This window comes from Vibrio sp. R12-SW3-ISO1 (assembly GCF_059834005.1).
The window spans coordinates 62,918-84,125 of record NZ_JCBDGK010000045.1; the positions used below are offsets into that span (position 1 = coordinate 62,918).

The following is a 21,208-nucleotide window of genomic DNA, read 5'->3' on the forward strand; positions in this document are numbered from 1 at the left end:
CTCTCAAAACTAGGCACCCAACCACTCTCTAGGAACTAGGTTCTAGCAACTAGGCACTCGCCCCTATTCCGTCCCACCAACCGTCAACGCATCCAGCTTCAACGTCGGCTGACCAACGCCAACCGGCACACTTTGCCCTGCTTTGCCACATACGCCAACGCCACGGTCGATACTGAGATCATTACCGACCATGGAGACTTGCTGCATCGCTTCAATGCCGGAGCCAATCAGCGTCGCCCCTTTGACTGGGCGCGTGATCTTGCCGTCTTCAATCAAGTACGCTTCCGATGCGGAGAACACAAATTTACCCGAGGTAATGTCCACCTGACCACCGCCGAAGTTTGGTGCGTAAAGGCCTTTTTTCACCGTTGAGATAATCTCTTCAGGCGTGTGCTGACCCGGTAGCATGTAAGTATTGGTCATGCGCGGCATAGGTAGGTGAGCATACGACTCACGGCGACCATTACCGGTCGGCGCTACCCCCATCAAACGCGCGTTGAGTTTATCTTGCATGTAACCTTTCAATACGCCATTTTCAATTAAGGTGTTGTATTGACCATGCACACCTTCGTCATCCACGTTGAGTGAACCACGCAAATCTTTCAGCGTGCCATCGTCAACAATGGTACAAAGATCCGAGGTGACTTTGTCGCCCACTTTGCCACTAAAGACCGATGACTCTTTGCGGTTGAAATCGCCTTCCAAGCCATGACCGACCGCTTCATGAAGCAGCACCCCTGGCCATCCCGAGCCTAGCACCACTGGCATCATACCCGCAGGCGCGGCATCCGCCTCTAGGTTGACCAACGCCATGCGAATCGCTTCATCTGCGTATTGATACGCCACTTGCACGCCATCGCTGTCACTTAAGAAGAAATCGTAGCCAAATCGGCCACCGCCGCCTGCACTGCCACGTTCACGGCGCTCGCCGCGCTGTGCGAGTACACTGATTGACAAGCGCACCAACGGACGAACGTCACCGGCGTAGGTGCCGTCTGTTGCCGCGACAAGCATCTGCTCATGGACACCGCTCAGGCTCACCGACACTTCTTTGATCAGTGGCTCTTTGGTACGAATGTAGGCATCGATCTGTTTGAGTAGCGTCGTCTTTTGCTCTTTCTCCCAACTGTCTAACGGATTGACCGCTGCATAGATGTGTTGGTTGTCACTGCGCTTGAAAGCTTGTACCTGAGCATTTTTCCCCTGCTTGGCGATACCGCGCGCTGCGACCGCGCTCTGTTTCAAACCCTCAAGCTGAATTTGGTCGGAGTAAGCAAAACCGGTTTTCTCGCCTGAGACCGCTCGCACACCCACACCGCAATCGATGTTAAATGAGCCATCTTTGATGATGCTGTCTTCCAGAACCAGTGACTCATGCCAACTGGATTGGAAGTAGATATCGGCGTAGTCAATTTGACGAGTCGCGATGCTCGCTAGCGTCTGTGCGACGTCACTTTCGCTCAGCCCAGCTGGTTTCAACAAGGCATCTTCTACAAGGTTAATGGTCATACTTCGCTCTTAACGTTAATGGTTTGACGAGTCGATAGGCATCGCTTATCGAACCGGAATGAATTGATTGTCGAATCGTGAATGTTGCCCAACGGGCATTGCGCTTCGACAGCTTGCGACCTGTTTTATGTCAATCTCGACGACCAGGTTATCGACCTCACGCGCCAGCGTCGCCACCACTTCGCCCCAAGGGGAGATGACCATAGAATGGCCCCAGGTTTCTCGGCCGCCTTCATGTGTGCCCGTCTGATTGACCGCCAGTACCCAAGATTGGGTTTCAATCGCTCTGGCTCTCAATAGCGCTTCCCAGTGCGCTTGACCTGTCACGGCAGTAAACGCCGCCGGGACTAAGATCAGCGTTGCTCCGCGTCTGACAAGCTCATTATACAACTGGGGAAAACGTACATCATAACAGATGGATAAGCCAAGGTGGCCAAAGGGCGTGTCGAGTGTGACGATCTCCTCGCCGGGCGTGAAGGTTTCGGATTCCCGGTAACGTCCGTGACCATCGGCAACATCGACATCGAACATATGCAGTTTATCGTAATGGCCGACAAGGCGTCCGGTGCTGTCGAACACCACAGAGGTCGTGGTCACGCCATTAGCCGTGCGGATCGGCATACTGCCAATGACTAACCACACGCCCCATTGCTGCGCCATGGCGGCAAGCGCCGATTGTAGCGGGCCATCCCCTAAAGGTTCAGCATGCTGGTGATAATCCGCTCGCTGACCAAACACCAGTGCGTTTTCCGGGGTGACCACAAGGCGCGCCCCCGCTTTCGCTACCGCTTCAACCTGCTTGGCGATGTGGGCCAAGTTGTCTTGCGGATTCGGGCCTGAGGTCATCTGAATCAGTGCAACTCGTTCCATGAGTCTTCTCCTTATTTAACCGCGTCGCGTAAGCGCTCTGGCAATTTGAACTCCCCTTTGCTGCGAGACAGTTCTTTGACGACCGGTGAATCCATTGGTCCTTTCACTTCATAATTGACCTGAGTGAACACTTCGACCACCGGTGAAATCACAGTGGTGATGGCGAGGACATACAGCGCCGTCTGCGGCGTCACTGCAAACGCAGTTAAGACGGGAATGCCTGACGTGATGTCTGGGGTGAAATTCACCTCGGCATCCACTGTTCGCGTGTTAAGGTTGGCTAACCCTTTGATGGTCATTTCGCCCGATACCGCATCCATCCGAATATCGTTGGTCAGGAAGACGCCATTTTTAATCTGACCAGAGCCAGTAATGGAGTTGAACGCCATCCCTTTGTCGAACACATCGGTAAAGTCGAGCTGCATTTTTCGGATGATCGAATCCAAACTAAAGAGGCCAAGCAGACGCGCCGCGCCACTGACATCAGAGATCATCCCTTTGCCCAGCTTCACATTGACCTCCCCCTCCATGGTGCTCACTTGTGTGGCCCACGGAGAACCATCCCACTCCACCTCAGAGCGAATATCAAACGGCGCTCGTTGGATGCCTGAGGAGATACCAAATCGCTCCATGACATCACTGTTGTTTTCGCCCGAGACCGCCAGCGTCAGTTGAGTGTGGCTTTGATCGCCGTCCAACGCCCACCAGCCACTCACATCGACCTGGTTGTCCCCGCTTTGGAACGACAGCTTCTTCCACTCTAACTTGTTGTCACGGCGCTGAAGATCCAAATGCGCACGACCCACTTTGTAGCCTTGCACCCAAAAGTCGTCAATCGCTAGAGTAATATTAGGCAATTGGCGATGCAACGCGCGCTCAAAATCGGTGATGAGCGGCGCCTTCTCCACCGGTTGGGTGAGCGGCTCGAGCAGAGGTTCCGGCGTTTGACTCAAGGACTCCTCTAACCCTGGCACGTAGATGTGCAAGCGTTCAAAGGCGACGGAGAGGTCGTAAGGCTCAATATAGTTCGCCTCACCGAGTGCTTCTTGGCTGTCGATGGTCATGTGCCAACCGAGATTCTTGCGCTTGGCGGAGAAGTCGACGTCATTCCATTTGATCCCTGCCAGTTCGAGCTCTTTGACCTTGATCTCTGCCCGTTGTAGCGCGGGGATCTGTGGCATGCTCATCTGACTGATGACCCCTTCAGAAGTAGACTCGCTTGGCTTAAACGCGACGTCTAACCATTGGTCTAGGCTAAATTTATCAATCCGAATTGACGCATCATGGCCAGTGAACGGCGTGAGCTTGTAGCTACCGCGCCCGACCACGAGATTGGTCGCTTGCAACTGCGGCACATCGTCCGTGATATCAATCTCAGCCTGATATTTGACGTGCGGCAATTGCAATCGGGCACTGATGCTCTGCTGATTGCCAGAGGCTTGCAGCAGGGCTTTGCCTTCCACTTTACTCGCTTTATTGAGTGGGTAAGGGTAGTCACTGACAAGGTATTTGAGATCTGCTTCGGTTTCAACCTGATAAGTAAAGCCAACGTCATTAAGCTGAATATCAATGTCACTGCGCCACTGCGCATGGCCGGACAATGGGGTTAGCCAACGCTCACCAAGGTACGGCATCAGAGGTTTGACATCCCAGTCGCCGACCATATCAATGCCGACTCCGTAGCCTTTGGCGACATTCTCGCCATGGAAATCAATCCACACGGACTGATCCAATAGCTCCGCAGAAAGCCCCGCGGCTTGTACCACGTCATTATCAAATTCTATTCGGCCACTGACCGCTTCGAGCGTCATTGGCGGCGTATTGATGGTAACGTGGCTCTGCTTGAGATCCGCATACCCCCAAGCACGCGCCTCTGCACCGCCATGAAATGGGATCATCAACTGGAAGTGTGAGTCCACTTCACCATCCACTTGCACGGCGGTCAGCGCCGCGCCGACAGAATCAACCAATGGCGAAGCGGTCATGTAGTCACGAACCGCGTTGCCTTGGGCGACCGCGTGCGCTTCTATCTCAATATGGCCATTGGGTGCCAAAGCAGGAATACGCCCTGTGATGCGTTTCGCCTCGACATCCATCAAGGTTGCACTTTCGGAATCGAGATACATTGCATCGTTTTGGAACAGCAAATCCAACTGCAAATCGGTGATGGGTGGCCAGGCGGTGTCAAAACTGAACTTGGCCTCTTTTAACCCCACCCACGCTTGAAACATACCGTTATTCTGGTGGTAGGGAAAATTGCCCAACTCGCCATACCAAAGGAGCTTGGCCGTATTGACCCGCCCCGCTTGAATCGCAGTCGACAGGTAATCGGTTAAGCTGCGTCCAAGAGCTAACGTCGGTAAATAGCGCCAAGTTTCGCCAGCGTTGTATAGATCCGCTTCACTGTAAAACGAAAGAAAGGGACTTTTTCCGTTGGGAAAGTCGAGACGAAAGGCGCCTAAGACTTGCAAATCTGGCGTCGCCGCGGTGACCTTATCTGCCCACAAAGACCAACCTTGCTCATCGCGCTGCCAAACGACATCCGCATGGCCTTGTTTGATGTTCAGCGGCGCTTGAAACACCTCACCGTAAGGTAAGACATCGTCAAAAATACTCACTTGCGCGCGCGCTTGATGAAGATCGCCACTCACCGACGCCGTCAAGTAGTGCAGCCCCGGCAAGAGTTCCCATTGCGCCATTTTGCCTTCGCTAAGATCGGCCGAGTAGGTCAGGCTCTGCCAATCGCCATATGCGGACACACGTAAATCTTCCACTAAGCCGCCCACAGCCAGTGTCTCGATCATGTCGGTGGTGGCGGCGGAGTCTGGCGCCAACTTAATCAAAGGCGTCAGCGCTTGGATATCCAGCTGCGAGACATTGAGTTGCCAATGCTGCGGTTGCCAAGCAAAGGCGATATCGAGTTCAGGCCAAGGGGTATTGTCGGTTAAAAACTGAAGTGAGTGAGCATTCACTTGCCAGCCTTGATCTTTGGGCTCAAGCTGCACAATGCCAGATTCGAGCAACAACTCGTGCTGCTGACCCTCTTGCCAAATAAGCTCTGACGACAGCAACTCAACAAAGGCATTCACGGGCTTGCTCTGTTCGAGCGTTAGCCAGCTATTAAAGCTCACTTGTCCTTTTTCAATCCCGGTTTCGTTTTTCAGGTATTTGGTCAACCAAGGGGTAATACGCACATTATCGGCGGAAACATAAAACTCGCCGCTCACATCAACCAGTGAGCCATGATCGATAAAATCCGCTTTGACCTGCGCAGAGTTGAGGTTGCCGTGAACAAAGCTCACTTCTCCATCGGCCAAATGACGGCGACCTTGGTTACGCCACTGCAAATGGCTGATGTCGAGCACACGCTCATTACCATCAATTCCGAGAAAGAGAATTTTGGAGTCGGTCAGCGAAAAGCTGTCTAGCTGCCTAAGCAGTAGCTGATCGAGCTGGGCGATGACGCTGCGCTGCTCACGCCCCGGATTGAGTTCTGGTTTCGATTCTGTCTGCGTCCACTCAATCGAACGTACATCGAGCGCCAACTGATAAACATTAAGATCAGCCACCACAGGCTGCCATTGCAGCAGCGATTGAATCAGGTCGATTTCTATCTCTACCCGTTCGGCAACCACGTCAATCCCGCTGTTTTCCGCCACTTTGGCTTTGACGCCTTGCAACGAGAGTGAGGGGTGCGTGTTGCGCCAAAAACCATGAATGCCTTCAATTTCAAAGTCGAGCGCCGTGCCTTGGTTGACCCATTGCTGGATTTCGATTTGAAAGTGATCGAGCTGCGGCAAGGTGATGCGCAGCGCCGTGACAACAATGGCCAATAGGGCCAAGGTTGACACGACTAACCAAAGAAAGAATCTCGCAACGCGAGTTGCCGTTGTGCTCACAAATTGCCTTTACATCATCACGACATCGAACTGCTCTTGAATGTACAGCGGCTCGGCCTGAATTTTCACTTGCTTGCCAATAAACACTTCGAGCTCTGCCAGCGCATGCGACTCCTCGCCTTGCAGGGTCTCGGCCACCGCAGGTGAGGCATACACCACGAACTTGTCGGCGTCGTATGCACGATTTACTCGAGTGATCTCACGCAAGATCTCGTAGCACACCGTTTCCACGGTTTTGACGCTGCCACGGCCTTCACAGGTTGGGCACGTCGAGCACAGAATGTGTTCAATACTTTCACGCGTGCGTTTACGCGTCATCTCTACTAAGCCTAGCTGGGTAAAGCCATTGATGTTGGTTTTTACGCGATCTTTATTGAGCGCCGCTTCTAGGGAAGTGAGCACGCGTTTTCGGTGTTCATCTTGGCTCATGTCGATGAAGTCAATAATAATGATGCCACCAAGATTGCGCAGACGTAGCTGCCTTGCGATCGCCTGCGTCGCTTCAATATTGGTGTTAAAGATCGTCTCTTCGAGATTGCGACGCCCCACAAACGCGCCAGTGTTTATGTCGACCGTCGTCATCGCTTCGGTCTGATCAATAATCAGATAGCCACCGGATTTGAGTTCAACTTTTCGCTCTAACGATCGTTGGATCTCATTTTCCGTGTCGTACATATCAAAGATCGGCTTATCACCTTCATACAGCTCAAGCTTATCGGTTAGCTCAGGCACGTACTCAGAAGTGAACTCTTTGAGGTTCTCGTATTCAAGGCGCGAATCGACCATGATCTTAGTGATCTCTGTGCCGACAAAGTCACGCAAAATACGCTGCGAAAGACCAAGCTCTCCGTACAACGTAGAGCGCGTCTTATATTTGCTGCGACGCTCCATCACTTTGGACCACAAACGCTTGAGGAACGCGGCGTCTTGCGACAGCTCTTTTTCGTCCGCGCCTTCTGCGGCGGTGCGAATAATAAAGCCGCCGTTCTCATCACAGTAGTGAGCGACCACTTTCTTTAAGCGTTCACGCTCGGACTCCGTCTCAATTCGCTGAGAGACGCCTACGTGGCTCGCCCCCGGCATAAAGACAAGGTAACGTGACGGTAAGGTAATATCGGTGGTGAGACGTGCCCCTTTAGTACCTAGCGGGTCTTTGACCACTTGCACGACAATGTCTTGCCCTTGACGGACAAGCTCAGAGATATCGCGCACCTGAAACTGCTGTTTCTCATTTTCCGCCACACACTCAGTGTGAGGAACGATATCTGACGCGTGAAGAAACGCGGCTTTTTCCAAGCCGATATCGACAAAAGCCGCCTGCATGCCGGGTAGCACACGGCTCACTTTGCCTTTATAGATGTTTCCAACAATCCCTCGTTTTGATTCACGTTCTACGTGGATTTCTTGAAGACTGCCGCCTTCGATCATCGCGACACGAATCTCACTTGGGGTGACATTGATCAGCAACTCTGCACTCATGGGCGCACCTCAAATCTAGTTATAAGAATTCTTTTAAGAGCTGGTCAGTTTCGAATAATGGAAGTCCTACGACAGCGTGATAACTGCCTTCAATACGAGTGACAAAACGTCCGCCAATACCCTGAATACCATAACTGCCCGCTTTATCGCACGGTTCGCCAGTGTGCCAATATTGTTCTATTTCTTGCTCTGACAATGGCTTAAACCATACGTTTGTTGTCACGACAACACTTTCACTTCGCTCGCGGCTCACTAGCGTGACTGCGGTCATCACTTGATGGGCTCGCCCTGACAACATGGATAACATCTGCTTGCAATGGGCAAGGTTTTCTGGCTTTTCCAGCACTTGCCCATCACACACCACAATGGTGTCGCTGCCTAACACGATGGCGTCTTCGCGCAGCGCAAGCCCTGCCAACGCTTTATCTTTAGACAATCGAGTAACGTAGTCCTGCGCTTGTTCCTCTGCCCGTTGGGCTTCTTCTACATCGCTCACCAGTACCTCAAACTCGACCCCGAGCTGGGTCAGCAGCTCTTTTCTGCGTGGTGAGCCTGAGGCTAACACTAACTTGCGTTGAGTTACGTTCATTTAACCTTCCTGCCCTTGCTAACGGACATGCCAATGACGGCGAACTTTGCGCATCAATAGGAACATCCAAGGCCATAAGATGCAGTTGATCGCACCGCTCCACAACGACATCGGATTAAACGTGACATCCTGCACTAAGTATTCACCACAGAAGATCAAGACATCCAGTCCCATCGACATCACGCCAACCAAAATCGCCTGCTGCCACAACGCCATATTACGAATGACTAGGAAGTTAAGCGCCACCACATAGATGATGATCGACATCATCATGCCGCGAATACCGAGCGTCGAGCCAAGCAATAGATCCCACAATAAGCCCACCACCAACGCCGTACCGACGTTGACGCGATGTGGCAACGCCAACACCCAGTAGCAGGTGACAAGAAGCAACCAAGAAGGACGCAGCAGTTCTAGCACACCCGGCCAAGGAATGGTTTGCAGAGTCAGGGCGATCAAAAAGGAGACGCCAACCACCAACTTACCTTTAAGAAGACTATTGCTCATTGCTGGCCTCCTCACCGTCTGGTGGGGTCACCGCTTGTATTTTTTCCTGCCTTGAGTCGTTTGGCCAAATCAACAGTAGGTATCTGAGGCGTTCAAAATCAACCACAGGCTCTGCTTCAATTTGAGCAAATTCGCGCGACGTATCTCGATCGACACTCGCCACATGAGCAACGGGGTAACCTTCCGGATAAACACCGCCTAAACCGGACGTCACTAAGAGATCCCCTTCTCGAATATCCATACTGATCGGGATGTGATCGAGGTTAATGCCGTCAATCTGCCCATCGCCCGAGGCAATGACACGAATATCATTGCGGATCACTTGCACAGGAATCGCACTTTGGCTATCCACAAGCAGCAACACTCGGCTGTTGTGCGCAGAGACATAAGTCACCTGACCGACAATGCCTTTTTCGTTGGCGACCGGCTGCCCAACATACACCCCATCGATATGCCCTTTATCGATCACCACTTGATGACGATACGGTGAGGTATCCACGGCCATCACTTCCGCGACTGCCTTGCGTTCATCACGAATAAATGAAGAGCCGAGCAACTTACGTAATCTCTGGTTTTCTTCGCGATACTGATCCAAAAGTAGCAGATCATTTTTTAAATTGAGCACTTCACGTTTAAGCATTCGGTTGCTTTCCACGACGTCATGACGTGTGTTGAACCGCTCGTAAACGCCGTCAAACATCACACGAGGAATATCGGCTAAGTACTGAATCGGAGCGACCATACTATTGAGGAAGTAACGAAATTGTGTAAACGCACCTAAACGACTATCAGCCAGCATAAGGCTGGCTGATAAAATGACGGCAAAAAACAAGCGTAATTGAAGTGAAGGTCCTCGGCCAAATATCGGCTTCATTAACTCTGAGTTCCTAATTTAGGCATAACGCCTCGCCATTATTCTTCACTAAATAGATCGCCACCGTGCATGTCGATCATTTCCAACGCCTTACCACCACCACGTGCAACACAAGTCAGTGGATCTTCTGCGATCACCACTGGGATACCGGTTTCTTCGGTAAGCAGGCGATCGAGATCTTTCAGCAGTGCGCCACCGCCAGTCAATACCATGCCGTTTTCAGAGATGTCGGACGCAAGCTCTGGTGGACACTGCTCAAGGGCAACCATCACCGCCGATACGATGCCCGTCAGCGGCTCTTGCAGCGCTTCAAGAATTTCGTTGGAGTTTAGGGTAAAGCTGCGCGGCACACCTTCAGCAAGGTTACGACCACGGACTTCAATTTCAACCACTTCATCGCCCGGGTACGCCGAGCCGATCTCGTGTTTGATCTTTTCCGCCGTCGCTTCACCAATCAAGCTGCCGTAATTACGACGGACGTAGTTGATGATCGCTTCATCAAAACGGTCACCACCGATACGCACTGACGATGAATACACCACACCGTTCAGCGAGATCACCGCGACTTCTGTCGTACCGCCACCGATATCGACCACCATAGAGCCGGTCGGCTCAGAGACACGCAGGCCAGCACCGATTGCCGCTGCCATTGGCTCGTCAATCAAGTACACTTCACGCGCGCCCGCACCCAGTGCTGACTCACGAATCGCACGACGCTCAACTTGGGTTGAACCACAAGGTACACACACTAGTACACGTGGGCTTGGCCTAAGCACGCTGTTGTCGTGGACTTGTTTAATAAAGTGTTGCAGCATTTTTTCGGTCACGTAGAAATCGGCAATCACACCATCTTTCATAGGACGAATCGCTGAGATGTTTCCTGGAGTACGACCTAACATTTGTTTTGCTGCATGGCCAACCGCAGCCACGCTTTTACCTGCACGGTTACGATCTTGGCGAATCGCCACAACGGAAGGCTCGTCAAGAACAATGCCCTGTCCTTTAACGTAAATAAGAGTGTTGGCAGTACCTAAATCGATAGATAGGTCATTTGAAAATATGCCACGAAGTTTTTTGAACATATTCTTCGCTCGTCCTGAAAGAATTATAAGATAGAAAATTGCACTAAATGTACCAATGCCTTGCCACTACAGCAAGGCATTGACGTCTAAACATGGGCAGAAACCCGCAATTTCTAACAGATTCCTAACCGAGTGCTAGAATTGAGCAAAATTATTGTCCGGTTAATCCTGGTTCCCCGCGGAAGATAACGCGGTCACTGCCTCGGAATATACCAAAGGTCACGACAGTAGAAGGATCTTCTTCGCCATTGGCTTCATCCACTCTTCTATCATCCGCCCAGCGATAGGTCAGCCAAGGGAGATCATTGTTGCCTGAATCAAGATCCAACCATATCTGCGTCTGCTGACGCACATCGGATTGATTGTCTGCTTCGAGCTTCATTGTCCGACCAGATTGCAGCGTGCCATCCTCTTCTAGCACCACATCGCCAGGGGTCTCTCCATCTTCAACCCACAAGTGGTAGTTGGCACTCGGATCATTCACGCCATACACATGAGTGGAGCTATCTTCATCATTGGTCACAAACTGAGAGCCGTTCCAATACTCAACGCGTAGTGGCGTCACTAGATCATCCGTCATCGTCCCCCCCGTACCAGTGAGAACGGCACGACCGAAGCGAATATCCGGCTGTAGAGTCAGCAAAGTGGCATCGACACTGCCTGGTAGGAAGTCAATCGGGTCAGCATTGGTCACCCCAACCGTTGTAATCGATATCGCTGAGGATAACGCCGACCCGCCACTGTTAAACGGACCATCTTCATACCCCACTGTGGTCTCTGCTTTTTGCCAACACAGCTCTGTGCTACCACAAGCATCTGACGCAGACGAGCTCACCACAAATTCCCCCACACTTTGCCCGCCTACGCCCCAAGACTTGGTCGGTAAAGGCGAGATGAAACGAGTGGTATAGGCGGCATTGCTCTCATACAGAGCAAAGTTCGCTCTTAACGACGCAGCGTAACCGTTGGCAATGTAATTATTGACGATCTCTTGATCGGCATTGAGCGCTTCAACATAAAATGTGACGCTATCCAGCGGCTGGTTCATGTAAACAAACGACTGCCCACTGGGGTAGCGCCAGTCGGTCAAAGGACTCTCTGCCACTTTGAAATATTTCGGATAGAAACGCCCTACATGGCGATATCCTGTATCAATGTTCATCGTTAAGTAAGGCTCTTGAGTGTTGGCTTTTATCATCAAACTGCCCACATCATCCCAGTAGAGATCAGAAAAGCGAATCGGGTTTGCAGCATCATGATCGCTTTCCAAGCCACTATCTGAAGCGAGCAGTGCGGCCGAGGTGCCATCAGCGGGTGTATGCAGCGCACTAGAGAGCTGCACCACAGCGGTGGGGGCATCAGACGCATAGAAATTACTCGTCACTGCTGCATCGCTACAATAGCTAGAGGTCTCAATCTCACCTGTCTCGTTAGTCCCTTGCCAGCGAATAGGACGCACGTTTAACTCAAAACGCTCGCCCGCGGCAACAAAAGCGTCACCGCCCGACGCGGTCCCGGATTTCAATGCCCCACAGATGGCGAACGTCCATGGTCTTGCGTTGACCAAGAATGCCCCAGTTAACTCCCCACCACCATCAATCGGGCAACCGTCAAATCCTGTACAGTCGTAATTGCTGTCCGTTAGCGTCACGTTTAATTGACCTGACTCGCTAAATAGCAGTAAATCGTTAGACTGTCCGCCTGTAAATTGCGGCGAGTAGCTCAACGTCCCTGTGCCGCTACTTGGCTGAATAAGGTTTGAAGTAATTTGAGGCGTGCCACTGTAAGCCGGATCGGCCACCACTGAACCATCATTACAAGCCAATACCGTAGCGGAAACCTCGCTCGGCTTACTGGCAACCATAAACTGATCGTCCGCGTCAAATCGAAACGGTACGAAACGATATTCCCCTGAGGTTTCGCTTTGAACCGCACTGCCCCCTAAGGTCGCTTGTGCATAAAGGTTATCAAACACCTGAGATTGGGTCGCACTCAATAGGTAACTAGCAACGCCATTCGCCGCATTCGCACTGCCGAGTAGCTCGTTGCCACGATAAAATGTCACCACGCCGTTATAGGTCGTATCGGCATTATCACCGTTATAGACGGTTGCGGTTAGGGTAATATCTTCACAAATCAGACTGATGTCGGTCAGTGGGGTGAGCTCTATTGTGTAGTCATCGGCAGGCTGGAAACAGTGGTTATCGGTGGCGATGATTTGGGCCGTGCTATTCATAGAAATGGATCTCGCGGTCACAGCGCCTCGAACGATCGCCGCATTGCTTAAAACGACACGCGCTTCACTGTATAACAAGCCCACAAATTCAGCATCGCTATTTAAATCAACCAAAGCACTTCCTAAATCATGCGCAAGCAAAACAAACTGCCCAGTCCCTTCTTCACCAAAAAAAGTGCCCTGGCTCATATTGATACTTTTAATGTGGATCGTCACTCTCTCGCCATCCGGGATCACAATTCTTCCGCTATTGTTGATATCGATAGACTCAACCCAATAGGTTCCTGAAGTAAACGTCGCGCTGCCATTACCGACAGAAAGGTGCCCTATCGCTTCATTATTGGAAAACTGGATGTCATCTTGCCTGACGTTCACATTCTCTAAGCCGCTATCTGGCGCTTGAAAGCTCTCCAACTCTTGCTTTTCAACCTGCAACCCAGTATCGCCATAACATTGGCCACCATCACAAGCAGAAGTCGCGTTGTCACCTGTAATCGTATTTTGCGCAAAGCCGACAAACCGCCGTCCATTAGAGAGCTGTGCTCCCGAGATCTGTGTCGCGTTATCTAAACGAAGAGTCGCAGAGGTATTATTCTTCCAAGTCTGCGCTGGAGAAGGAAATAGCTGGCACACTTCATTCAATGGCGGTTTATCAAACAGAAAATAGGAGTATGGCTCGACAACGTGCGCACGCTCCGGATCTTTCGCCATATCTTCTTCATTGATCAATGCCACACCGGTTTTAGAGACAGAGCAGCGCCTTAGCCAGCCACCGTTATTACCATTTCGAGTCCGTTTTGAAGCCAGTAAGGTAGGAACGTTGTTGAATCCTGACACCGTAAAGGCACTGACCTGTTGGCAACCTTCCGTAATGGGCTTAATCACCAGATCGTCAATATTGAGCGTGTTTCGTGTCGAACCCTGGCCTAACCAGAATTTACGCCCATTGACGAAGCCCTCACCTAGACCTGCGACAAACGCTACTTGCTCGTCAATGGGCAGTACGGCGTTAGAGGTCACTTCAGAACGGTCCAAAATCAAACTGAAGTTACTTCTGGATGGGTTGAGAGCGATCGGTGTCAGCCACACAGGCTGGGAAGTACTGGAATCGATGTTATTAATAGATTGAATCTGGACCAATACCCCTGGGTCAGAGTCGAAGTTACTGGTTAACCCATAACTGCTGTAATTCACCGTTAAACGACTGTTGCCACCGCCGCCCGCATTCGAATATGTCCGGTTGTATGACACCAAACCCGCCACCAATTTCGCGCCACTACTGAATTCCAGCACGCCCGGCTCCATAACGAAATAATCGATGTTTTCCATCGGCGCATCGACATAAGTCACTGGGTCATCGCCGTTTCCACCACAGCGCCAACGGTTGCCTTGCCACCTAAGTGTCTCACAAGCAGCATCATGGTTGGGGATGAGCTGCGTTACCGTCGCTTGACTCTCGGAGACCGACATAACACGTAAATCGGAGGGGTATTCTGTTGTTTTTGTATCAAAGTTGGAACGACTGGCATCAATCGTCGACATCACAAAAACCAGAGGAGGAGAAGAATAGGTATTACTGAAATTGAACGTACATGAGACCGAAGGCCCTGTCACAGTACAGTCCTCAGCAGCAATGGTGCCAAACTCAAACTGAGGATTGGTATTGACAGAGAAAGCGTGAGCAGACCAAAGGACGCTCAACAGCACGAATAGACGACACAACCTAGACACTAGCACGTTACACTCCAAAGCGGACAGCGGACACCACCTCGTCAATAGATGGTTAACGGAACACTCTAAAAATAGCCTGAACGTGCTAGTTTGTCAGTGACAAAATCACCCAAATCACTCATACAACAAGAATAAATAAACCAAGTCCATGGCTTTTTTAGCGACCGGTGAGCCCTCTTTCCCCTCTAAAGATAACTTTATCGTTACCGCGGTAAATGCCAAAAGTAATCATTGCCGAAGGATCCTCATCGCCTTTATTGCGCCAGTTGTATTGCAACCAAGGTTGAGTAAAGTGACCGTTGCATTCAACATCATTGGGGTTTGCGCCAACTTCATCACCTTGACGTAAATACAATCGAACTTGCTCAAGCCGTTCGCGGTCTGACACATCACGTGAAACAAACAGCTGTTGACTAATACCTTTCTCTACTTGATGGCCAGCACTGCCAAAAGCAGCAGTCGTATCGACACCGGATAAAATACACTGCAAACCGCTGTCAAACTCGGTTGCATTATCTTCTCCATTGGTCACAAAGCGACGACCATCAAAGTATTCCACACGAAGCGGGACACGAATGTCGGCAGTCGTTGCCCCACCGACATCTAACAATGTCATACGACCATAACGCGCGGGGGGCTGCTCTGCCAACTCAGCCTCTAGCACAACCTCATCGCTTGCAAACGACACTGGGTCAAGACCAGAAAGGGTTAAGTTTAAATCCGTTTCTGTCGACAACAGGTCATTGGTATTAAACGGTCCATCTTCCTTAGTCGTAATGGTCCCATCCGCTTTACGAGAAAAGATGACATTATTGAGTTCGGGCTGCCAGACGGCACTATTAATACCATCGTCTTTCCAAGCATCATCAGTATCAAAACCAAGGATCCTGTCTTCATACTCTCCTTCAAGAGCAAGTTGTGCTTGATACGTTGGAGAGAAAAGAGAGTAGTTTCGGACTTTTTGCCCCTTAGCGTTATAGGGATAGACTTCTACCTCGACTTCCTCGTAGGGTTGACCTAAATATGCCGCCTCCCCTTGATTGCTAGGCACATGCCACTTTGTTTTATCAATGCTGAAATAGGCTGGGTAAAAACGGCCAACATGACGATAACCGATGTTGATTTTCTGCCCTAAGTACTCCGTTGCACTGGTATACAGTTTTAGGCTGCCCACTTCACTCCAGCTTAAATCATCCAGTTGATACACACCGCCATCTATGTTGCTTGAGTAATGTGCAATGGAGGTGTCAGTAAAATGACCAGGCGCGCCTCCATTTGGGGAAGCAAGTTGCGCTGCAAGCGATATCGTCGCACTGGGCGCGCTTTCCGCCGAGAAGTTTTGCGTGACGATGGCACTATCACATAGCGCTTGCGTCGTTTCGATTTGCTGGTCGGGGTCTTGCTGACCATCGCTTCCCTGCCAAGCAATGGGTTTGATGAGCGTTGAGAATGATTCCCCAGCGGCAACAAATCCGTTGCCCGATGTTGAACTCCCTGTCTCTAATCTTGGTGCATCGGGCGCATCACAAATCGCAAACGTCCAAGGACGAGCGAGGACGGTTTGGCTGCCACTGTAATCTTTGCATCTGAGATTACCCTCGGCATCTTCGATGCACTCTTGATCCATTAAGGCCAATGAAACCTCGCCAGCTTCTGCGTAGCGAAGCTGGGTTACCGCCACGATTTCGCCATCGACTTTGTTAAACTCAAGAACAAGGTCATCAGGTGCACTGACCCAATCCCCCTCTCTATCTCTTGCTCGTAACTCAATCGACGCAGAGTAAGCCGGATCAGTAGGTTGATCATAAACCGTCTTTGACAGCGTCAGTTCTCGTACTCCCTCAAAATCAACACTTGAGATAGGACGACCACTATCACTGCATTCCAACGGGCGCACTGTGATATCTTCGGCTTTGCCAGCAATCACGCTAAGTGGATTTGGAGAGAGCGCTAGCCGATAAGGCACGAATTTATACTGGGCCTCGACCTCGGTTTGCGTGCGGTTGTCGGTGATATAGGCCGTGACCTTTTTGGTCATGACTGTATCGGATGTGAGGACAATAGATTGATCCAGTACGCCAGACTCAGGTGTCAGTATTTGGGTGCTTCCATTGGTCTGTTCGACCGTCACAGTACCAGTAAAGTTTGTAGCTAGCGTACCATCTTTTTGGGTGACTTGAACTTGAACATCGATGGTTTCACACGTCAGGGCGATATCCGACAAGGGTGTTAACTCTACTCGATAATCACTCAATATTGGTGAATCACAATTTTCTGGAGCTATTGCATTGATTTTGTTTGTATCACCACCTCTAAAAAAAAGCCTCGGTGTAACGATCGCACCAGTATAAGAAAAACGATTGGCTGCATTAATATCAAAGCCTACCGCAGCTGCTAAGGGAGATACATACCAGTGTGCTTTTATCTCAACCCTTTCAAAAAAACCATTTAACCAAAAGTGAGAGCCTTTACCATGTCCAATCAGTACGAGATTGTCTTGATAAGTCCCAGAACCACTATTAATGCTTACACGACTAGCAGCCACATTAAAACTGTTATAGTGAATGACAACAGGCCCCTCTGCGTCTATTGATGCATCATTGTTCGCAATTTTAAACTCGTTTATCCAATATTCTCCTTGCTCCAAAATGAGCTTACTGCCATTCATCCCAAAAGTAATCGTGTCATAACTTCCCGGAACTAATTTTCTCGAACTAGCATCTGGAACATGGATAGACTCACCTTCTACCACAAAACTATCAGGTACGAGTGGTGAACCATTGAAAAGAACTTTGTTCGCATCAATCTTACAGTTTGAAGAGGTCACTCCATCATAAACACAACCGCCAACCCCAGATACCGATGTTGTGTTAAATGACACAGGCTCAGTTGTCGGCATAAAGATCTGATTTCCCGGGTTCCCCGTACCATTACTGATCGTTAAATTATTATGAACAGGTTTCCCATTTGAATAGTTATTCCCAGCTAAATGATCTGGGAAATATGGGCAAATATCAGGGAGCCCAGGCTCAACCACCGGAGGGTCAACATCCTCTTCAAAACAATCAAGGCTTTCAAGCCCAACCCCTGTCCCCTTGATTGTTCCATTTTTCAAATCAGCATCTTTACTTTCTTGCAGCTCTTTAATGCCATTAACAACCCAATAATAGTGCGCGCGACTGGTACTATTGCCCTGACCTCTCTCGACTTCAATTCTAAGTTTATACTCTTGGCCTACGAACAACCTTTGCTCATTAAACACATAACCGCTACCAGATTGGACTTGCTGGGTATACCACAAGGTATCGCTTTCATTTCCACCTGAGAAGACTATCTCTTGGTAATCATTTGACCCAATAACGTCAAACTCGACAACAAAGTCTTCATTGTTGCCATTGACACGGCAAGTTAGTACATCAGGCAACGAAGGCAAGGCTCCACCGAGCAAACCGCCCTCATCTATTTTGAGCTCATTGGTGATTAAAGTCCCCGTCACCGTGGTTCCCTTAAGCATCAGATATTCTTCAGAGAGGATATGCGCATCAACTGTACTGCCATTAGTTAGTTCAGAATCCCCAGTAGTGACGATAATCAGATCATCAGGATTACCAGACTTCACATCAATGCGCCCACCATCAAGCTTGAATTTATTCGCATATAACGTCGACGGGGCTGTCACAGTCAATGTGTTTCCTGACTTTAACAATACCTCTCCGCTAGCTTGGTAAATACCACCGGACAAACTCCCACTTCGATCTTTTAAATTGATGCTGGTCGCCCCATTCGGAGTAGAAAAATCAGGTTTCTGACTCAAACGCAGGCTGGTATCAACTTGACATTGACCATCGTCACAAGCACTGGTGTGGTTACCGTTTAACTTATTATTGTTGCCATAGCCGATGTAAATCCCATTGGTAGCACCACGAATTTGCCCCTTACCACTAAAATCCACCTTAGGGTCGTTATTGAACCACGTTTGCGCTACAGTTTGAGGACGCACGTTGTCAGGTAGGGGCCACTTCGCGTTACCAAAGGCGACAGTGGTCGTCAACATCGCTAGCACTAGCACAATCCATTGTCTCATCATGGCAGCATTACTCCTTCACCCAAATCTGCTGACTGCGTCTTACCTCAGATACGCCTGAACCACAGGTCACGGCCGACTCCAAAATATAGAATTGCGCCCCATCTAAACTGCCGCGGTTCTCACACGAGATCTCTGCCAAGCGGCAGGAAGGGACAGTGCTGAGTAGCTGTTCGGCTTGTTCTTGTATCTGGGTGTCGGTGTCAGCGCATCGCTGGGCAATGGCGGAGTCTTGGCTATCTAGGGGATAAAACAGCGTCATCGCTACTTCATTGATGGAGTGGCTCAAAAGCCACGCTTGTGTGCCGAGGACGTCGCGTGTGTGAGCATCACGGTTAGACCATTCAATGCGACCAAGAGAAGTGGCTAAGAACCCCATCACAACCAGGACAAAAATCACCACAATATACAAATTGCCGCGTTGAGAACGCTGAGAATTACGGAACATTGATCACCTGTATATCTTGCTCAAATCGTGTACTTTCGCCATTTTGGGCAAACTCAACGTTGATATGGACCAAGCCATTACTTTGTACTGTGGCTGGAAGATACTCGAGCGAACCAGATTGGATGACAGAATCAGACAGAGGGTAGGTATCGCGCAACACCACACCACCACTGATACAATATTCACGCTCAGTATTTTTATCAAAAATATAGTGACGATTAGCAATCGAATGAGTCACAAGCGATGACGCGGCACTGGAAATGGCAAAAGCGCCACCAGAGAGCGCGCTGACATTACTATCCAAAGCAATCGTGTTGTCGATAACCTCTAAGCTTGTTGTGGGGTTGATGACCATAGAGAGACCGTTAAAGCTACTCGCATCAAGAGTACCTCCATCTGGTGCATCTTGCCCAACCACAAAATGAATGTCTGCGCCTGAAATTGCGTAAAAGCCCGAATATTCAATCGGGTAAAAGGAAAGGCAATCACCGTCGGAGGTAAACAGGTTAGGTACGGCGTGGCGAACCTCACGAGACATTTTCTCAATGATGAATTTGGCTTGCGTCTGTAAGCGCTGGCGCTCGACTGTATTGGAATACCCTTTCGCACCCAACTCAACAAAGCCTGCAATACCAAGCACCAAAATCCCACCCACGATAATGGTGAGGATCATTTCAATCAGCGTGAAACCACGAGTGCTTCTCATCAGTAGTTCCCCCGAAAACCAATCAAAGTGACGGGTTGGTGATTGCTCGCAGAAATCATCAGTTCAAGTTTCTTTAGTGACGCATCGTTTGGCTGCGCGTAGTCAACCGCCACATCCAAACGGAAGTTTTTGTAACTGCCAGAGGTATCATTAACTAAATGATTGAGGTCGCGACATTGGTTCTCGCCGCCCGGGCCATTAGGTACCCAGCAGCCGATAAAATCATCGACATCATCGTATAACCCCGGCTCATCATCCGTTTCGCCGATATCAAGCCCCAAATTAGGCGTCTCACTACCGGCCAAACCCGAACAGATCTTAGAGCCGATATCCACAGAAGACGAACAGCGCACCAACCCTCCTTGATTATCGCTATGATGATCAAAACCGCGGGCAAGGATTTGCGTCATCACGCTTTGCCCGAGCGCTGCCGCTCGCGTGTCATAGTGTGGATCACTGGAGCGCGCAATTTGCGGCGACAAAAAACTGACTATCGTTACCATTGCCAGCCCCATCACCACAATGACAATCACGCTCTCGATCAGAGTAAAGCCGTTGTGAGATTTCATAAGCAGCTCCCTTTCGAGACATAGCCATTCGCCGCAATGTTGACATTGCATTCGCTTCCACTAGCGATGATTCGAACCGTGATGACTTGATCGGGCTCACCAAGCAGGTTGAACTCCAGCCGTGATGTTAAAGGGAGAAAGGTCACGCCAGATTCCGCCACCCAGTCACTGCGGCCATCCGCTGTGCTACTGCACCCTGCCACTGAACCCACGCAGTTTGGCTGCACGGTTAAAGTATAGGCGTCTGAACTGCTGCCATCAGCGAGGTTGGATTGCATTCGGCTGACTTGAATTTGGCGAATCACCGAAATTACCTGTTCTTGCGCCACAAAGGCAGCAAAGCTGTCTTTGCCAATATAGCGACTCGCCGCATACAGCGAGACAATCGCCACCAGAATAATCACGACGATCAATTCAACTAAAGTAAATCCATTAAGCGCTTGGCGTTTCATCACGTTATGCATCCCCGAACAGTGTTGTGAGTATAACGTAGATTGGCAGGGTAATGATTGATAAATAAGGAAAGATTGGGATGAACACAAAGTAAAAAACCGATATTGACTACACAATATCGGTTTCATCAAACTTAGAGTTAGTAAGAGATTCGCATGTGATGCTAATTTCT

General features: G+C 50.1%; 14 protein-coding genes. All 14 read right to left on the reverse strand.

What is annotated here, in order from left to right:
- Positions 1-63: 63 nt before the first annotated feature.
- Complete coding sequence (tldD, locus tag AC6R0R_RS13870; RefSeq protein ID WP_500627087.1) at positions 64-1,509, reverse strand: metalloprotease TldD; 1,446 nt, start codon at positions 1,507-1,509, stop codon at positions 64-66.
- A gap of 45 nt (positions 1,510-1,554) precedes the next feature.
- The gene (locus tag AC6R0R_RS13875) at positions 1,555-2,379 is read right to left on the reverse strand and encodes a carbon-nitrogen hydrolase family protein (protein WP_500627088.1); all 825 of its coding nucleotides are present in this window, start codon (positions 2,377-2,379) and stop codon (positions 1,555-1,557) included.
- Positions 2,380-2,390: 11 nt separating this feature from the next.
- Positions 2,391-6,278, reverse strand: a complete 3,888-nt coding sequence (locus tag AC6R0R_RS13880; protein ID WP_500627089.1) for a YhdP family protein — start codon at positions 6,276-6,278, stop codon at positions 2,391-2,393.
- A 9-nt stretch (positions 6,279-6,287) separates the two neighbouring features.
- Positions 6,288-7,757 (reverse strand): ribonuclease G, encoded by a 1,470-nt coding sequence (gene rng / locus AC6R0R_RS13885; RefSeq protein WP_334555046.1) that lies wholly within the window; start codon positions 7,755-7,757, stop codon positions 6,288-6,290.
- 19 nt (positions 7,758-7,776) lie between these two features.
- Complete coding sequence (locus tag AC6R0R_RS13890) at positions 7,777-8,346, reverse strand: Maf family protein (RefSeq protein ID WP_500627090.1); 570 nt, start codon at positions 8,344-8,346, stop codon at positions 7,777-7,779.
- 18 nt (positions 8,347-8,364) lie between these two features.
- Complete coding sequence (mreD, locus tag AC6R0R_RS13895; RefSeq protein ID WP_334555044.1) at positions 8,365-8,853, reverse strand: rod shape-determining protein MreD; 489 nt, start codon at positions 8,851-8,853, stop codon at positions 8,365-8,367.
- Positions 8,843-9,727: a rod shape-determining protein MreC gene (gene mreC, locus AC6R0R_RS13900; protein WP_500627091.1), complete on the reverse strand. Its 885-nt coding sequence runs from the start codon at positions 9,725-9,727 to the stop codon at positions 8,843-8,845. The genes mreD and mreC overlap by 11 nt, the downstream gene beginning before the upstream one ends.
- Before the next feature lie 38 nt (positions 9,728-9,765).
- Complete coding sequence (locus AC6R0R_RS13905) at positions 9,766-10,809, reverse strand: rod shape-determining protein (RefSeq protein ID WP_500627092.1); 1,044 nt, start codon at positions 10,807-10,809, stop codon at positions 9,766-9,768.
- A gap of 151 nt (positions 10,810-10,960) precedes the next feature.
- Complete coding sequence (locus AC6R0R_RS13910; protein ID WP_500627106.1) at positions 10,961-14,776, reverse strand: DUF6701 domain-containing protein; 3,816 nt, start codon at positions 14,774-14,776, stop codon at positions 10,961-10,963.
- A gap of 157 nt (positions 14,777-14,933) precedes the next feature.
- Complete coding sequence (locus AC6R0R_RS13915) at positions 14,934-18,863, reverse strand: hypothetical protein (RefSeq protein WP_500627093.1); 3,930 nt, start codon at positions 18,861-18,863, stop codon at positions 14,934-14,936.
- Between the two features lie 7 nt (positions 18,864-18,870).
- Positions 18,871-19,308, reverse strand: coding sequence for an MSHA biogenesis protein MshP (locus AC6R0R_RS13920; protein WP_500627094.1), 438 nt, complete (start codon positions 19,306-19,308; stop codon positions 18,871-18,873).
- The gene (locus AC6R0R_RS13925) at positions 19,298-20,014 is read right to left on the reverse strand and encodes a PilW family protein (protein ID WP_500627095.1); all 717 of its coding nucleotides are present in this window, start codon (positions 20,012-20,014) and stop codon (positions 19,298-19,300) included. The genes AC6R0R_RS13920 and AC6R0R_RS13925 overlap by 11 nt, the downstream gene beginning before the upstream one ends.
- Positions 20,014-20,583 (reverse strand): type IV pilus modification PilV family protein, encoded by a 570-nt coding sequence (locus AC6R0R_RS13930; protein WP_500627096.1) that lies wholly within the window; start codon positions 20,581-20,583, stop codon positions 20,014-20,016. Before AC6R0R_RS13930 ends, AC6R0R_RS13925 begins: the two co-directional genes overlap by 1 nt.
- Positions 20,580-21,035, reverse strand: a complete 456-nt coding sequence (locus tag AC6R0R_RS13935) for a prepilin-type N-terminal cleavage/methylation domain-containing protein (protein WP_500627107.1) — start codon at positions 21,033-21,035, stop codon at positions 20,580-20,582. Before AC6R0R_RS13935 ends, AC6R0R_RS13930 begins: the two co-directional genes overlap by 4 nt.
- Positions 21,036-21,208: the final 173 nt, after the last annotated feature.